The organism is Thalassobacillus sp. C254 (genome assembly GCF_001310615.1).
Genome location: NZ_BAXQ01000008.1, coordinates 57,817 through 73,307, shown reverse-complemented (window position 1 = coordinate 73,307; position 15,491 = coordinate 57,817). Strand labels below are relative to the sequence as shown.

The window sequence follows — 15,491 nt, the reverse complement described above, 5'->3', positions numbered from 1 at the left end:
AGAATAAGTCAATCCATCTCTCCTTTTCCTTAATTTGAAGAAGACGTAAGAAGACGTAAGAATCTAAGGAGCAAGAAGTTACGAAGTTTGTTGTAAAATTGACATAAAATCGTTATAATTTAACTGACTAAGGTCACTTTTTACATAGCAAGAAGGATTGGAATAAAGACTGGAACTGAAATCATTTATTTTTTACCTCAACATACCTTTTAGGCTTTTTGTGAAAACGCCTCAAAAATTTTTACCGTTTTCCTTTTTATTTTTGCCTGGAATGGGAATGGAGAGATATACCAATGAAACGTTCGGAGAAAAAAGAACAGACAAGAAAGAAAATAATTAAAGAAGCTGTGAATCTTTTTCGTGAGAAGGGTTTCGAGCAAACAACCGTCCAGGAAATCACGGAAGCAGCAGAGGTGGCAAAAGGCACCTTCTTTAACCATTTTCCAACTAAAGAGTCAGTAATGCAGGCTTTGGCAGAGCAGCGCTCGATCAGGTGGATCAATATATACATAGGTACGGATTGTACCGTATGTCCTTATCCTCTCAAATAAGGCTCATCTAAATTATTTATTAGGGGATTATAATATAAATCCAGTACTGACCCGGCAAGTCTGGAGACACGTTGTGGAAAGCGATTCGTTATTATTGAGAAGATGGGAACAGCTTCTTGAGCAGGGAATGAAACGCGGAGAATTAAACACCTCCATAAACGTGTCGAGATGGAGCCATATTATTAATAGTCATTTTTATTATCATTTAGCGACATGTGAAGAGCCTACAAGGGAAAAGTTTCTGAATCAGCTTATTCCCTTTATGCAAACAAGTTTAAAAGCCATTACAGAGAAAAGGGGAGTTCAGTCTATGAAAAAGCTTGTCATCTTAGGCGGTGGCTATGGTGGAATGAGAATAATGCAACGGTTATTACCAAATGATTTACCTGACGATGTAGAATTAATTTTAATAGATAAACTGCCGTATCACTGTATGAAGACCGAATATTATGCCTTGGCAGCGGTACTGAATCGGACCAGGAGATACGTGTGCCTTTTCCAGATCACGAACGGCTCAACCTCCACTATGGCACGGTTGAATCCATTGACCTTCAGAACAGAGTCCTACACTTTGAGGGCGATGATACGCTGGAATATGATTACTTAATTATTGGCGTTGGAAGTGAAGATAAATATCACGGTGTTCCTGGCGCAGAGGACTATACATACAGCATCCAAAGTATGGAGGAAACGCGGAGAACTTACGAAGCTCTGAGTAATCTTCCTCCACGATCTGATGTGTCCATTGTCGGTGCAGGATTAAGCGGAGTAGAACTTGCGAGTGAGTTGCGTGAGAGCCGTTCCGACTTAAATATTAAATTGTTTGACCGGGGCGATACAATTCTTCCTATGTTCCCTCAACGTCTAAGTACTTATGTGCAAAATTGGTTTATTAAACATGATGTGGAGGTTATTAGTAACTCTAACATTACTCGCGTTGAACAAGGAGCGTTATACAATCATGAGGACCGGATTGAGTCCCAGGCCATTATATGGACTGCCGGCATTCAGCCTGGTAAGGTTGTACGTGAGCTTGACACTGAAAAGGATAAATCGGGAAGAGTTGTTTTAACACCACATCATCACTTGCCACAGGATGAAAACGTCTTTGTGGTAGGAGACTGTGCAAGCCTCCCTCATGCCCCAAGCGCCCAGCTTGCTGAAGGCCAGGGAGAACAGATTGCCATGGTACTGAAAAAGAGATGGAACAATGAGTCCATCCCTGAAACCTTGCCAACTATCAAACTAAAAGGGGTTTTAGGCTCCCTGGGGAAAAAGCATGGATTTGGGCTTATGGGTGATAAGGCTGCAGTAACCGGAAGAGTTGCGCGTCTGTTAAAAAGCGGTGTTCTCTGGATGTATAAGCATCACTCCGGAGTATAATCAAGCCTGGTTTAGTGGGATAAAGTAAGACATGGCTTCTCTGCCATGTCTTTTTCACTTTAGGACTGGTACAGCTCTTCGATCTTTTTAGAAATTCGGTTTAATCGTGGATCCCCTTCTGCAACAATTTCATTTTCAATTGTTACTAAAGGTACAATAAGTCATTTTCAAAAATCTGCTTTGCGACTTCTTTGTCTATCCCTTCCCCAGGGTTTTCAATGTCAACATAGAAAAATTCAAAGTCCCGCTCCGGGTACTTCCTTGTTATAGCAGCTTCAAGCCACTCTTTCGTCTCCAATGCAGAAGGCATATTAATACAGCTTGGACATTTCTTTTCGGCACCGTACACTTTAATAGTAAGAACTTTGCTCATATGATTTCCCCTCACCCTAACGTTTTTTTCTGAAAAAGAAATGATTATAAAGTTTTAACCCTTTTTTATTGTATCTAACATCTTTAGATAGTAAAATGTTTTATAAGTCACTCAGCTCATAGATTTTTTCATCTGTGGATATTATAATAGAAGTATAGAAAGGAGTTGTTCTTAATGCCAGAAACAACTGACATGCACGCACAAGTGCAAGAAGTATTAGAAAAATTACGCCCGTTCTTGCTTCGTGACGGCGGTGACGTGGAACTAGTAGACGTTGAGGATGGAATTGTTAAAGTACGCCTATTGGGTGCTTGCGGATCTTGCCCTTCTTCTACAATTACGTTGAAAGCCGGTATTGAGCGTGCCCTTCTTGAAGAAGTACCTGGGGTAGTAGAGATCGAGCAAGTATTTTAATATATGAACAGAAAAGGTCAGGCCGAGAAGGCCTGGCCTTTTTTGGTGCCTGGCACCTCGCAGAACATCCGGCCTTTGAAACATTTATCATTGATTCTTCCCCCTTGCCGCACCAAGCCTTCTGTCTGTTTCTCCTTTGTTACACGCAACTGAGGTGCCAGGCACCCTGAACACAAAAGACCAGCTGTCTCCCCTGACAGCTGGTCTTTTGTTAATTAAGAAACTGTGATGTTTTTACGGTTTTTTACGTATTTAACAGTTGAACCAAATGGGGCAGGCCTAGCTGTTTCAACATTAAATTGCGGAAAATCCTCTTGTAAAGCTCTTTGAACTTCAGCTCCCTTTCCGAAAGGAGCAAGACAAATAATTGTAGGACCTGCGCCACTTAATGCTGCTCCGTACGCTCCGTAGTCTTTGACATTTTTCAGTATATCAGTGAGTCCCGGAATAAGCTTGGAACGGTATGGATGGTGAAACACATCTCTGCCCATCATTTTACCAAGCAGAGCCCAATCCTCTTTTAATAAAGCAGCTACCAGGACGTTGCTTAAGCTGCTACCCTTAATCGCTTGATGAAACTCCAGCTGGCGAGGGAGAATACCTCTGGCTTCTTTTGTCATCAGCTCGTTATCGGGAACCATAAGGACGATATCAACATCCGGAACTCCACAAGGAACAATATCAGTGTTGTCCGGAGAATGAGTTCCCACGATTAAACCCCCATACAAACAAGGGCCTACATTATCGGGGTGGCCTTCCCACAGACTGGCAAGGCGAAGCTTTTCAGCTTTTGTCAGTTCTGTTCCAAGCATTTGATCAGCAAGTTCAATAGCAGCAATAATAGCTGCGGCACTGCTTCCAAGTCCTCTGGCTAAAGGAATATCGCTGATCATATGAACATGGCAAGGGGGAAGCTCACGGTCCATTTTCCGTGCTACATACTCCGCAACTTCATAAATCACATTATCTTTGCCGGTTGGGACGCCTTCAAGCACCTTTGATTCCGTGGAAAAATGCCACTCATCTGCTTTCTCAACTTCTAGCGTAATATAGCGGTCAACAGCTAATCCAATCGAATCAAAACCAGGCCCGAGATTAGCAGAGCTGGCAGGTACTCTAATCACCAGCATATCACTTTCCATGAGCTACACCTCCTCTAATATGTTCTAAAAATGCCTCCTCCTTATTTGGAAGAACAGTTGGTTTTACAGTTACCGTATCAATGGCTGTACTTGGATCTTTTAAGCCATTTCCAGTCAGCACGCATACAACCTGCGAACCTTTCTTTACGTCCCCGCTCTTAATTTTCTTCATCAAGCCGGCAATGGAAGCACATGAAGCTGGTTCAGCAAAGATTCCTTCCTTTTGAGCAAGGAGCTGGTAGGCTTCTAAAATTTCTTCATCGGTCACCATGTCAATTTCACCATTTGACTCTTCTGCAGCGTTTACTGCCTGGGACCAGCTGGCCGGGTTCCCAATCCGAATAGCTGTTGCAATGGTTTCAGGTTCTTTAATAACTTCATTTTTCACAATGGCTGCAGCACCTTCCGCTTCAAATCCTCTCATTTTTGGAAGGCCTGTCCCTTTTTGCTCATCATATTCTTTGAAGCCTTTCCAGTAGGCCGTGATATTCCCCGCATTTCCAACAGGGATAGAAAGTACATCAGGGGCTTTCCCTAATACATCGCAGATTTCAAAGGCAGCTGTTTTTTGTCCTTCAATTCTGTACGGATTCACGGAATTTACGAGAGTCACAGCTTCTTTTTCGCTGATGGAACGAACAATATCCAGAGCGTTGTCAAAGTTTCCTTGAATTTCAAACACTTCAGCACCGTACATCACAGCCTGCGCCAATTTTCCTAAAGCGATCTTCCCTTCAGGAATCACTACAATACAACGCAGTCCAGCACGAGCACCATAGGCAGCAGCTGCAGCAGAAGTATTCCCCGTGGAGGCACAAATAATTGCTTTACTGCCTTCTTCTTTTGCTTTAGCGACGGCCATTACCATCCCTCTATCCTTAAAAGAGCCTGTCGGGTTCGCTCCTTCAACTTTCACATATGCCTCTACCCCCCACTCCTCTGAAAGAGTTTCAAGGTGGATCAGCGGGGTGTTCCCTTCATTAAGTGAAAGCGTTGGTGTTTTTTCATTGACCGGCAAATAATCTTTGTATGTGTGAAGCAAACCTTTCCAGCTGCTCATCTTAGTTTCCTCCCTCAACTCGATAAGTACTTTTAACGTCCAGTACAATATCAAGCTCCTCTAATTTCTTGTAGATTTCTTCATAAGTTGCACGAGTAGTCTGATGAGTGATGATCACTACTTCCGCTGTTTCTTCTCCTTTTATCGGCCATTGAAGTAACTTTTCAAAGCTGACGTCATGCTTGGAAAATAAAGAAGTCAAGGTAGCAAATGTGCCGGTTTCATCTTTGACATGAAGACGCAGGAAATATTTAGCTTTAGATTCCTCATCTGATTTCATTTCTTTGCTGTGCAAAGGCCCGGTAATACTTCTTCCATTGACTCCAAGCTTCATGTTTTTCACAACGGTAACCAGGTCAGAAACTACCGCTGTAGCGGTTGGCAATGAACCAGCTCCAGGGCCGTAAAACATCGTTTCACCTACAGCCTCTCCGTAAACGTAAACAGCATTGTATTCGTCATTAACGGAGGCAAGAGGGTGAGAATTAGGAATAAGTGTCGGCTGTACTGTAAGCTCAAGCTTTCCTTCATCGCGCTGGGCTAAACCAATAAGCTTAATAGTATAACCAAGCTGCTCACAATACTCGATGTCTTCTAAAGTAACAGTCGTTATTCCTCTGACTACTACATCTTCCAAATCCACATTTGTTGCAAAACTTAAGTTTGCTAAAATGGTGATTTTCCTGGCTGCATCAAGTCCCTCGACATCAGAGGTAGGGTCACTTTCGGCAAATCCCAGTTCTTTGGCTTCTGCAAGAACTTCTTCATAAGACCTGCCTTCCTGGCTCATTTTTGTCAGTATATAATTAGTAGTTCCATTAACTATCCCCATAATTTTTGTAATGCGGTCTGAGGAAAGGCCTTCTACAAGGCTGCGAATAACAGGAATGCCGCCTGCTACACTCGCTTCATAAAAAATGTCACATTGGTTTTCCGAGGCAGCCTTTAACAATTCCGGCCCGTAAAGTGCCATTAAGTCCTTATTAGCAGTCACGATGTGCTTTTTCTGCTGAAGGGCTTTAAGAATGTATTCTCTGGCTTCATGAATACCGCCCATCACTTCAATGACAACATCCACATCAGGATCTGAAATAACCTCGTCAGGTGAAGTGGTTAACTTATCTGTGTCAATCTCTATTGATCTTTGTTTTTCTACATCCTTAACAAGAACCTTCTCTATTGTAATAGGACTCCCTACTTGGTGTTGAAGCTCTTCCTGGTGTTCCTTAATAATTTGGATCACACCGCTTCCTACCGTCCCTAACCCAAGTAATCCTATACCAACTCTGCTATTCATGGTCTCCCCACTCCTTACTTCATCTATCTCTGCTTTCCTTTTTTCCATTGATGCAAATAATTTATATCATCACACATAACTTAAATCATTGTCAATTTTATGCGGAATGGAAAGAGTGTATATAAGAGACGAACAATTGTCTCACTATAATGGACATTATAGAATTTTCCCGTACTTTTTACAAGAGGGTAGACACTTTTCTCACTTTTTGTTAACTAAAAATATCCTTGTCATTTCTATCTCACTTTCTATTTCTCCACGGAATGTAAGAGCCATATAAAAAAGAGGGGCTATCGCAGCCGTCCCTCTCTTTGAAGAATCCAATCTATTTTCCCAGGCCAATTCCGTCCCAGGTTCCTTCCAAGTTTCCCGAGCTGCTCAAGGTAAGTACCTTCTCGTTCCCATATCTCCTCAACACTCCACTCCATTTCTTTGCCAACAGTGGAGCTTTCATACATATAGTGCTTTTCCACCTGCTCAATATATAAATAAGGAAATACAAGCCTCCCAAACACCATCATCCAATCCTGGTCTGTAAACGCATTGTGCTGAAGGTAGTGGTGTAAAAAGGACTCTATTCGCTGAGTTGGCTCCTGCTGAAAAAACGCCTCTCTCAGCCATTCTGCCACATCTCTTGCAGGGTGGTCGTAAAGCCAGTCGGACGGCAGTTTCACTTCAGTTCTTTCCGGGTCCACTGTCAGCCAAGTTCCCTCTGTAAAACGAAAGTGGCTTATTGATCCACCTTCTTTTGCTGAATACTCCCGACCGCTCTCCATCTCCCTCAGCCATTGAATTGCATTTTCAGTTAATCCCAGGTAATAGGGAAACGTTAAAACGAACCAGCGGTCAAAGGAAGTAAAGTCAGTTTGCTGGCTTACTTTTGCATACCAGCTTTCCAGCTGGTCAATTCTCATCTCCCACCACTGACTCCATCTCATGCCAAACGATACAGTCGAAGAATCCGAAGCATTACCCAGATGACTCCCTTGTTTATGAAACATCCCCAGGGAAGAGCCGGTTTCTGTCATGTGACCGACTGTTCTTTCCTCCTCGGGAATATAAAACAGCATTCTTTCTTCGCCATCAATCGGAATCGTTTCACGGCCATTAACGGATTGAACAAATTGCGCAACCTGTATGCCGCCGTTTTGTTTCAGCATTTCCGCCCAGGAAATTTTTTCTTTCAGGCTCCCTCTTCCTGTTTCCAGTTTCGGCACAAAAATGTATGTTCCGCTGTCAGCTGAAAACCCTTCGTACATACCAGCTGGAACCTTTCTCTGCAGTACAGCCCGTATCCGTCATATACATTCCTTTCAAACAAAGCCCGGTCACCTCTCCTTTTTAGTTCATATAATAGTTTATGACCCATACACGGAAACCTTTCACAAAGAAGGGATATCCTCTCTGCTTTAAGACACACTAAGAGAGCAGAGTCTTGTAAATTCCGGAGAGCAAAAGAATAAAAAAGACAGGTGATATAAATGGTTTATCAGCACCATCCTCTTAAAGAAACAGCAATTTCATTACTAAAAGAAAGAGGAGTCACGACGGATAAGATCGCTGAATTAGTACATTTTCTTCAATCTCAATACTTCCCAGAACTTACGATGGAAGCGTGCAAAGCCAACGTGGAGCATGTACTGGGAAAACGGGAGGTGCAAAACGCTATTATTACAGGGATAGAGCTGGATCGATTAACTGAAAAAAAAGCAATAACCGAGCCGCTGCAGGAAATCTTAGAAAACGACGAAGGCTTGTATGGCATTGATGAGATTATTGCTCTTTCAATTGTTAATGTTTACGGCTCTATTGGTTTTACAAACTACGGTTATATCGACAAAGTGAAACCAGGGATCCTGAAAAAACTTAATGATAAATCCACTGGTGATTGTCATACTTTTCTCGATGACATTGTCGGGGCTATTGCAGCTGCAGCTTCAAGCAGACTCGCCCACCGTGCAGCCAATGTAGAATAATTTTTTAAAAGCCGGAAGCCTTCTGGACCCCTTAATTTTGCCAAGCCGGGATCACCGGTAATCATGGCAACGGTGAAGGGTACCTCTTAAATGTATGGCCTCCTGCACAAGTTGGAACGAGGCTGGTACAAAAAAGCAGAAAGCCGACCCATTTTTTGAATGGTTCGGTTTTCTGCTTTATCGGTTTATGAAGGCAGAGCTGTGTCAAAATGTTTATTTTTTAACCTTGCTTTGTCAATGTCTCTGTCTTTTTAAATCTTCCATTCCTTTAAGGAAGAAACAACATGTGTCGGCTGCTCCTGTTTTTCCTTTAATTGCTCTGCAGTCGTAACACCCGTGTGCACCATTAATGTATCAATGCCTCCATTGATACCTGCCAGGATATCGGTATCATAGTTATCACCGACCATCAGAACCTCTTCTTTAGACAAGTTTATTCTTTCCAGGGCTTGCTCGACAATAATGGATTCCGGTTTTCCAATCACTGTCGGCTCTACACCTGTGGAAAGAGAAATAACTGACACAAAAGAACCATTTCCAGGCAGCAGACCTCTTTCAGATGGCAGCGACACATCCTTGTTTGTCGCAATAAAACGAGCCCCATTTCTTACAGCCAGTGCTGCTTTGGCAAGCTTTTCATATGTAATGCTCCGGTCTATCCCCATCACTACAAACCCTGGTTGATCTTCTTCATAAGTGATGCCCGCCTGCTCAAGAGCCTTTTGGATACCATCTTCACCAATGACGTAGGCGGATTGTTTTTCCCTTTGCTCAGTTAAATAAGATGCGGTAGCCATACTAGAGGTAAAGACATGTTTTGTTTCACAGGGAATGCCCATGTTTTGAAGTTTTTGTGCTACGCTTTCTGGAGTTTCTGATGAATTGTTTGTCACAAACAAGTAAGGAAGATTCTGCTCTTTTAAAGAGCTTACAAATTCTACTGCTTCGGGTATGATCTCTTTTCCTCTGTACACAGTGCCATCTAAATCGATTAAGTATCCCTTGTATGCCGTCATCTATCTCTTCCTTTCTGATCTGCTATGTGTTGAACCTGATGGGAGCTGGCCAGTAATTGCATCACCAGTCATCAGCGCTCCCATACCCACTAGAGCTCTCTATAAAAAAGCTGTTGGTTTTAAAGCCTTTCTATTCTTTTTTTCTTTTTTCCGTAATGCTTTCCCCGCCAAGCCCCCAATTATCGGTGCTGATTTCATTAATTTGAATATCCACTGGCTCATCTCCATGCCCAAGAACTTCCTTTAAAATGCGAATACCTTCTTTTCGTAAGGTATCTTTTTCATCCTCGGTCGGGCGTCCTTTTTCTCTCGTCACCTGATATAAAAGGGCGGTGTTGCCCCTATTTGCTGACTCTTCGTTATTTTCGTGGATGACAACGAGTGTAGTAGCAGGATTTTTCCCCAATGTGTCTTTGAGTACTTCTGTAAACCTTCTGATTAACTGGTTCTTTTTGTTGACAGACAGTCCGTTATGTTGCGCCTTTAATGCAAGGCTCACATATGGCATTTACTTTCCCTCCTTGTTTTCATTTTCAGGCAGAAAAGCAGAAACCGGTCCTAATTCTTTTTCTAAGTATGACCTGACGTGGCCTGGAAAGGCATGCACGACTTCCATGTTTTTCTCCAGCACCTGTTGAAAGTGATGATGATCTATCTTTGTGTAGCTTGATACGAGATCTTTTCGCAGCCGTATCACTTCTTTAAACGATTCCGCCTCGTTTTCAGGAATGACTTTTTCGTCGTTTAATATATCAAAAATATCTTCATAACTGCCTGGGTCCCTCATGATAAAGCCGTCAATCATCTGGTTTCCTACATCAATGAAAGCTTCAATAAAACCATGAGTGATACGCTCTAAGGCTAATTTTCCAACCTCAGAGTCAGTAAGGGTATTTGATTGAAACACTTGACGTAACTCTTCTATATATATAAGGTTGTTTTCAATTTGGTTTCGATCCACAAAATACATTGTCTCCCCCGCTCTCTTATTGATTTATGTACTAGTATAGCATAACTTTTTTGCTCACCTAGCCCCCTCATTTATACAAGCGGCTCATTGACATTACGTACGCGGGACAAAATTATGGTAGGATAGACATGACTTCTTTCACTAACAAATAAACCATTTTATTAAATAAAGTTCGGAGGGTATCAAAGTGGAGCGAGAGTTAGCATTAGAGATTGTACGTGTTACAGAAGCTGCTGCCTTAGCCTCAGCACAATGGCTTGGCCGCGGATTAAAGATTGAAGCAGATGACGCTGCAACAACTGCCATGAGAACCATGTTTGATTCTGTCAGCTGTAAGGGGACAGTTGTGATTGGAGAAGGAGAACTTGATGAAGCACCAATGCTTTACATAGGAGAGGAAGTTGGAAACGGCAACGGTCCTGAAGTCGATATAGCTGTTGATCCACTTGAGGGGACAAACATTGTTGCCAAAGGACACCCTAACGCTATGGCGGTCATTGCTGTAGCTGATAGAGGAACACTTCTTCATGCTCCGGATATGTATATGGAAAAAATCGTGGTTGGCCCAAAAGCTGCCGGCCTTGTTCGTATTGATGATCCTATTGAAAAAACAATTGATATTATAGCCAAAATGAATAATAAGCGTGTTCGTGACCTTACTGTTATTATCCAAGAACGTGAACGTCATGATGAAATTGTGGAACGAGTACGAAAAAAGGAGCAAGAGTCAAGCTGTTTGGAGATGGTGATGTAGGAGCCTCCATTGCAACTGCCCTGCCCCAAACGGGAATTGACTTATTTGTGGGTACAGGCGGCGCGCCTGAGGGTGTTATTTCCGCTGCCGCTATCAAAGCATTGGGAGGAGACATGCAGGCTCGCCTAGTACCATCAAATGAAGAAGAAGAGCAGCGATGCCGAGATATGGGACTTGAAGATCCTACCCAGGTGCTCCAGCTCAATGACCTTGTAAAAGGTGATGATGCCATCTTTGCAGCATCAGGGGTTTCATCCGGGGAACTCCTGCAAGGTGTCCGCTTTCTAGGCGGAGACCTGGTCGAAACAGATTCTATCGTCATGCGTGCCAAAACCCGCACAGTCCGATATATTAAAGCACATCACCACCTGGAGAATAAGCCTCACCTTATTATGGAGGAAGAGTAGATTCTCTTCTTTCCCTCATAAAGGAGGACATTAGATGTCAGAAGAAAGATTTTTCTATATGACGATATCGAAGAAACAAAAACGAGGTTTGTAAGCTTCATGGGTGAAAGCCAACGCTTCGACCTGGCAATCATTTCAAGCGGCCGTCATTACGGAAAACAAATTGTCCTTGATATGCAATCAAACCGTTTTGCCATTGTTGGATCCGATGATTTAGAGGAACCGGGATATATTGAGCACGCCTACCGTTTAAATGAAGAAGAAGCTTCTGAACTCCGCTCTTTCTTATATGAAGTTGTATAAAAAAGGTTAACGAAGCCTTCAGCAAGTACTTGCTGAAGGCTTCTTTTTTGACATAAGAAAAGTGTCTCCTTGGAAGGCCTATATTGCCCAAGGATCAGTCTCTCCTTACCTTGATGAATAATTTCATTCATCCTGACTAACTAATAAGAATAAAAAGATGGAGGAGACTGCTGCTATGAAGAAACAATCGCTTTCTGAAAAGAGGGACCCGTATTATACAGATCCCTCAAACCATGAAAAACAACGAACCGATGAACAAGCGGGCCCAGGTAAGGGCACCTGGCCGGATGAACCATATAGAGACCTTGAGTATGAACGAGCAAATCATCCTCCCGCCACTTCTTAACCAAAGGCTTGTTACATTCGACTGCCCCTAAAGGACCAAGCGCGATTTTCATTCATGTTTCATACCATTATTCACCGTGTCTTTCTTAACTAAAGCATGCCTCAGCTGCCAAGGAAGCACCACCCTGTGGGGACTCAAGCTCTACTGTTCCCGCCGAAGACGTTTCGCGCGTTTATCTACAATCAAAAGACTTTTAAAAATTCTCCTTTACCAGAGCCTAACTAAAAAATCCGGCTCCTAGTCGGAGTTCCGGATTTTTTCAAGACAAAATAAGCACAGCCAAAATTGCAGTATTCATATATATATTCATCTAATGTACTAATTTTTGTATCAAATGTCGCCTTTTTGTGGGTATCTTCAAAAAAGCCTCTCAGTCGAAGCTGGCTATGCCCCCAGTCTCCAACGATGTAGTCATACTTATTTAATACTTCACTGTACCGGCCGATAAACTCTTCCTCATTCCAGCCGTTCCTGAAATCATTAATCACTTCATATTGCTGGTTTTGAATGCTTACCACACTTCTCACCTCGCTTACCTTTGTCTATTGTACCACAATCTATTCATTGCTAAAATTTTTGATTTCATTAATTATTGCAACTTTCCATTACAGCTCAATGTCTCCTCATTAATGCTGAGTCCTAGTATTTACCATCATGTTTTTCTGAGCTGAGAAGAATACTACAAGTAAGGAGGTGTTTCAGATGAAAAAAGGAGTTTTAACCGCTGCTGTTTTATCTGGCTGTCTTATGCTGGGCGGCTGTGGTCAAATGTTCGGGGAGAAGCTCAGCCCAACCCTCTTCAGGTACATGAGCCGGAGAATCACCTTAATTACGTCACCGACGAAACCCAGGGAGATCCTCAGCACTTTGGGATGGTAAGGCATAAGAAAAACGAAGAAGCACTCGAACACACGCCAAAAACAACAGATTATATAAATCGCCAGCAGTCTGCTGAAGGGATTAGTCAAATGCTTGTCAAAACCACACCGGTAGAGGAAGCATGTGTTCTTGTTACAAACCATCATGTATTAGTTGCATATGACACAGAACGGGACGACCGGGATGTTGTAGCTCAGCAGACCAAGATGGTGGCAGAAGCAATGGTGCCCTACTATTATGAAGTCTATATCACAGATAACCCAGCGATGATGGAAGACATTGAGCGTTTTCAAACCGTAGGCCCACAAACAAGAGATATTCAAAAAGTCCTCTCCCAAACCATTGAAGATATGGTGGAATCAACAGAACAGCCACCATCCACAAAGTATTTGGATAACAGATTTGATGCAGAAGAAGACGGAGAATTAGCAAGAACCGCTCCCATTCAATAAATAGGAGCGGTTCTTTTTCAAGACAGAAAAGGAATCCCTTTAAAATTGCTGTTCTGCCTGATATTTTTGAGCTTCTTCATTCACCTGTGCTTCGTTAACCTGTTCATCTGCGTGATAAGACGAACGAACAAGCGGTCCGGCTTCACAGTGCTTAAATCCTTTGGACATAGCAATTTCTCTTAGCTCGGCAAACTCATCTGGATGGTAGTATTTCTGAACCTTCAGATGCTTTTTAGATGGCTGCAAATATTGTCCGATTGTCATTATATCCACATCATGTGCCCGCAGATCATCCATTGTTTCAATAATTTCTTCTTTTGTTTCCCCTAGACCGATCATCAAGCTGGATTTTGTCGGGATGTCAGAATGCAGCTCTTTTGCGTAGCGCAGAAATTCAAGTGAACGATCATAGGTAGCCCGTGCTCTTACTCTTGGAGTAAGGCGTTTTACCGTTTCGATATTGTGATTTAAAATATTTGGCCGTGCTTCCATTAGAGTTTTTAAATTCTCTTCCATTCCCATCATATCAGAAGGCAGCACTTCAATCGTACAGAATGGGTTCCGCCGGCGTACTGCACGGACAGTTTCCGCAAACACAGCTGCTCCACCATCCTTTAAATCGTCGCGGGCTACTGCTGTAATTACTGCATGTTTAAGCCCCATTTGCTCAACAGACTCAGCTACTCGTTCTGGTTCATCCCAATCCAATTCAGTAGGCAGGCCCGTTTTTACTGCACAAAAACGACAGGCTCTTGTACATACATCGCCAAGAATCATAAAGGTAGCCGTTTTTCGTTCTGCCCAGCACTCATGAATATTAGGGCACTTTGCTCCTCACACACGGTATGGAGGTTTTTTTCACGCATCATCTTCTTTAAGCCTTTATAGGATTCGTTTGTATTAAGCTTAATCTTCAACCATTCTGGTTTCCGAATGTATTCTTCTTGCTTAGCCAAGCTTCATCACTCCAGTAAATTGTACTGTTTTGGAGGAAAGGCAGAGCGCTATGTAAACGTAATGGAACTCTCTGCTTCCTGTTCTTTTTATACTTTAACACGTTCAGAACTTTTCTACCAAACATCCTGTTTGTTTCCAATGATTGTCTTTATCTTTTTTATATAAATAGGTCACACTAACAAGCAGATACCGTTTCTGAAAGGTAGGAGTCTAGATATGAAACGATTTTTCCTTATTTTTATATCAGCTATAATCATTTGTCTTTCTTTGCCTCTCCATCAAGGTATTGCAGCAGAAGAAATGTCAGCTGATGATATTTATAAAGGACGTATGACCCTTTATAAACAGATGGAAGCTGTTACTTACGTTCCCTGGTACTGGCTGGCAGCGTGGACGCTTATGAAAGAGGAATACGGCGGGCCAGAAAAGACAGAGAAGAAACGGAAGGACTTATCAGCATTTACTATGCTCCCAAAGAGTGGGCGGGGCCGTTAAACCCTGATTGGGAAGATGAAGACCCTTACTCATTAGCCTTATTTGAAGGGATTGGTCTTGATGGAGATCAGGATGGAAAGGCTTCCCGGGTAAACGACATGGATATCTTATTTACCTTTGCCAGCTATTTAGCCTCTTACGGCCATGATGACGATAATATAGAAATCGGCTTGTGGGATTACTATCAGCGGGACCAGGCAGTCAATATCATTAAAGGCCATGCAGATCTATATAAGAAACATCAAAAACTTGACCTCGATGACCGGGTTTTCCCTGTCCCTTTAAACTATAACTATAGTTACCGCAGTACTTGGGGAGATCGCAGAGGCTGGGGCGGAAGAAGAATACATGAAGGAACCGATATTTTTGCAGGGTACAACACGCCGGTTCGCTCTACCACATATGGTGTCGTGGAACTAAAAGGCTGGAACAGGTTTGGAGGCTGGCGGATAGGAATCAGGGACAACAATAATGTGTATCATTACTACGCACATTTAAGCGGTTTTGAAAAGGACATTAAAAAAGGGACACTTGTTGAACCAGGTACTGTTATTGGGTATGTTGGAAGCTCCGGATACGGAAAGCCGGGCACCCAGGGAAAATTCCCTCCTCACCTCCATTACGGGATGTATAGGGATAATGGCTACACTGAATGGTCTTTTGACCCATACCCAAACCTTCGTTCCTGGGAAAAACAAGAAAGAAGAAAAAAATAA

Annotated in this window: 16 protein-coding genes and 4 pseudogenes; 10 read left to right on the top strand and 10 right to left on the bottom strand. The window is 42.7% G+C overall.

All coding sequences use genetic code 11. The features are described 5' to 3' along the window. Nucleotides 1–293: 293 nt before the first annotated feature. On the top strand, nt 294–551 hold the full coding sequence (locus tag JCM19033_RS09775; RefSeq protein WP_054636176.1) for a TetR/AcrR family transcriptional regulator: 258 nt from the start codon (nt 294–296) through the stop codon (nt 549–551). A 310-nt stretch (nt 552–861) separates the two neighbouring features. After that, nucleotides 862–1,934, top strand: a pseudogene (locus tag JCM19033_RS09770) (NAD(P)/FAD-dependent oxidoreductase). A 145-nt stretch (nt 1,935–2,079) separates the two neighbouring features. Here the strand turns inward: JCM19033_RS09770 and JCM19033_RS09765 are convergent. Further along, nucleotides 2,080–2,307, bottom strand: a complete 228-nt coding sequence (locus tag JCM19033_RS09765) for a DUF1462 family protein (protein WP_306301299.1) — start codon at nt 2,305–2,307, stop codon at nt 2,080–2,082. Between the two features lie 174 nt (nt 2,308–2,481). Here JCM19033_RS09765 and JCM19033_RS09760 point away from each other — a divergent pair, with 174 nt between their 5' ends. Beyond that, on the top strand, nt 2,482–2,721 hold the full coding sequence (locus JCM19033_RS09760; protein WP_054636175.1) for a NifU family protein: 240 nt from the start codon (nt 2,482–2,484) through the stop codon (nt 2,719–2,721). A 215-nt stretch (nt 2,722–2,936) separates the two neighbouring features. Here JCM19033_RS09760 and thrB read toward each other — a convergent pair whose 3' ends face one another. The 4 genes from thrB to yutH all read right to left on the bottom strand — a co-directional run bounded on the left by thrB (nt 2,937) and on the right by yutH (nt 7,503). Further along, entirely contained in the window at nt 2,937–3,863 is a 927-nt protein-coding gene (gene thrB, locus JCM19033_RS09755) for a homoserine kinase (protein ID WP_054636174.1), read from the bottom strand. Further along, nucleotides 3,853–4,923, bottom strand: coding sequence for a threonine synthase (gene thrC, locus JCM19033_RS09750; protein WP_054636173.1), 1,071 nt, complete (start codon nt 4,921–4,923; stop codon nt 3,853–3,855). The genes thrB and thrC overlap by 11 nt, the downstream gene beginning before the upstream one ends. Before the next feature lies 1 nt (nt 4,924). Beyond that, nucleotides 4,925–6,220: a homoserine dehydrogenase gene (locus JCM19033_RS09745; protein ID WP_054636172.1), complete on the bottom strand. Its 1,296-nt coding sequence runs from the start codon at nt 6,218–6,220 to the stop codon at nt 4,925–4,927. Between the two features lie 290 nt (nt 6,221–6,510). Next, nucleotides 6,511–7,503 (bottom strand): spore coat putative kinase YutH, encoded by a 993-nt coding sequence (gene yutH, locus JCM19033_RS09740; protein WP_269758116.1) that lies wholly within the window; start codon nt 7,501–7,503, stop codon nt 6,511–6,513. 198 nt (nt 7,504–7,701) lie between these two features. Between yutH and JCM19033_RS09735 the strand changes: the two genes are divergently transcribed. Then, entirely contained in the window at nt 7,702–8,196 is a 495-nt protein-coding gene (locus tag JCM19033_RS09735) for a phosphatidylglycerophosphatase A (RefSeq protein WP_054636170.1), read from the top strand. Nucleotides 8,197–8,447: 251 nt separating this feature from the next. Here the strand turns inward: JCM19033_RS09735 and JCM19033_RS09730 are convergent, their stop codons facing one another. From JCM19033_RS09730 to JCM19033_RS09720, 3 genes are all read right to left on the bottom strand, one after another. Beyond that, nucleotides 8,448–9,212 (bottom strand): TIGR01457 family HAD-type hydrolase, encoded by a 765-nt coding sequence (locus JCM19033_RS09730; RefSeq protein WP_054636169.1) that lies wholly within the window; start codon nt 9,210–9,212, stop codon nt 8,448–8,450. A 130-nt stretch (nt 9,213–9,342) separates the two neighbouring features. Next, complete coding sequence (locus tag JCM19033_RS22150) at nt 9,343–9,720, bottom strand: tautomerase family protein (RefSeq protein WP_083465369.1); 378 nt, start codon at nt 9,718–9,720, stop codon at nt 9,343–9,345. Beyond that, entirely contained in the window at nt 9,721–10,182 is a 462-nt protein-coding gene (locus JCM19033_RS09720) for a DUF86 domain-containing protein (RefSeq protein WP_054636168.1), read from the bottom strand. It lies immediately after the preceding gene. Nucleotides 10,183–10,369: 187 nt separating this feature from the next. On the opposite strand from JCM19033_RS09720, the pseudogene glpX reads away from it, so the two are divergent. From glpX to JCM19033_RS23415, 3 genes and pseudogenes are all read left to right on the top strand, one after another. Next, a pseudogene (glpX, locus tag JCM19033_RS09715) lies at nt 10,370–11,343 on the top strand (class II fructose-bisphosphatase). A gap of 48 nt (nt 11,344–11,391) precedes the next feature. Continuing rightward, nucleotides 11,392–11,646, top strand: a complete 255-nt coding sequence (locus tag JCM19033_RS09710) for a DUF3055 domain-containing protein (RefSeq protein ID WP_054636167.1) — start codon at nt 11,392–11,394, stop codon at nt 11,644–11,646. Between the two features lie 175 nt (nt 11,647–11,821). Continuing rightward, nucleotides 11,822–11,992, top strand: coding sequence for a hypothetical protein (locus JCM19033_RS23415; RefSeq protein ID WP_157049831.1), 171 nt, complete (start codon nt 11,822–11,824; stop codon nt 11,990–11,992). Between the two features lie 221 nt (nt 11,993–12,213). Here JCM19033_RS23415 and JCM19033_RS09705 read toward each other — a convergent pair whose 3' ends face one another. Then, nucleotides 12,214–12,510 carry a YutD family protein gene (locus JCM19033_RS09705; RefSeq protein ID WP_054636166.1) on the bottom strand — a complete coding sequence of 99 codons (297 nt, stop codon included), beginning with the start codon at nt 12,508–12,510 and terminating at the stop codon, nt 12,214–12,216. Nucleotides 12,511–12,694: 184 nt separating this feature from the next. Between JCM19033_RS09705 and JCM19033_RS23410 the strand changes: the two genes are divergently transcribed. Next, nucleotides 12,695–12,871, top strand: a complete 177-nt coding sequence (locus JCM19033_RS23410; protein WP_157049830.1) for a hypothetical protein — start codon at nt 12,695–12,697, stop codon at nt 12,869–12,871. Then, entirely contained in the window at nt 12,865–13,323 is a 459-nt protein-coding gene (locus JCM19033_RS09700; RefSeq protein WP_054636165.1) for a YhcN/YlaJ family sporulation lipoprotein, read from the top strand. The genes JCM19033_RS23410 and JCM19033_RS09700 overlap by 7 nt, the downstream gene beginning before the upstream one ends. 39 nt (nt 13,324–13,362) lie before the next feature. Here the strand turns inward: JCM19033_RS09700 and lipA are convergent. Further along, nucleotides 13,363–14,279: pseudogene (lipA, locus tag JCM19033_RS09695) on the bottom strand (lipoyl synthase). Between the two features lie 217 nt (nt 14,280–14,496). On the opposite strand from lipA, the pseudogene JCM19033_RS09690 reads away from it, so the two are divergent. Next, a pseudogene (locus tag JCM19033_RS09690) lies at nt 14,497–15,491 on the top strand (M23 family metallopeptidase).

Coding starts and splice junctions, on each gene's coding strand:
- JCM19033_RS09775 (WP_054636176.1), top strand. CDS start 294: ATGAAACGTTCGGAGAAAAAAGAACAGACAAGAAAGAAAATAATTAAA.
- JCM19033_RS09765 (WP_306301299.1), bottom strand. CDS start 2,307: ATGAGCAAAGTTCTTACTATTAAAGTGTACGGTGCCGAAAAGAAATGT.
- JCM19033_RS09760 (WP_054636175.1), top strand. CDS start 2,482: ATGCCAGAAACAACTGACATGCACGCACAAGTGCAAGAAGTATTAGAA.
- thrB (WP_054636174.1), bottom strand. CDS start 3,863: ATGGAAAGTGATATGCTGGTGATTAGAGTACCTGCCAGCTCTGCTAAT.
- thrC (WP_054636173.1), bottom strand. CDS start 4,923: ATGAGCAGCTGGAAAGGTTTGCTTCACACATACAAAGATTATTTGCCG.
- JCM19033_RS09745 (WP_054636172.1), bottom strand. CDS start 6,220: ATGAATAGCAGAGTTGGTATAGGATTACTTGGGTTAGGGACGGTAGGA.
- JCM19033_RS09735 (WP_054636170.1), top strand. CDS start 7,702: ATGGTTTATCAGCACCATCCTCTTAAAGAAACAGCAATTTCATTACTA.
- JCM19033_RS09730 (WP_054636169.1), bottom strand. CDS start 9,212: ATGACGGCATACAAGGGATACTTAATCGATTTAGATGGCACTGTGTAC.
- JCM19033_RS22150 (WP_083465369.1), bottom strand. CDS start 9,720: ATGCCATATGTGAGCCTTGCATTAAAGGCGCAACATAACGGACTGTCT.
- JCM19033_RS09720 (WP_054636168.1), bottom strand. CDS start 10,182: ATGTATTTTGTGGATCGAAACCAAATTGAAAACAACCTTATATATATA.
- JCM19033_RS23415 (WP_157049831.1), top strand. CDS start 11,822: ATGAAGAAACAATCGCTTTCTGAAAAGAGGGACCCGTATTATACAGAT.
- JCM19033_RS23410 (WP_157049830.1), top strand. CDS start 12,695: ATGAAAAAAGGAGTTTTAACCGCTGCTGTTTTATCTGGCTGTCTTATG.
- JCM19033_RS09700 (WP_054636165.1), top strand. CDS start 12,865: ATGGTAAGGCATAAGAAAAACGAAGAAGCACTCGAACACACGCCAAAA.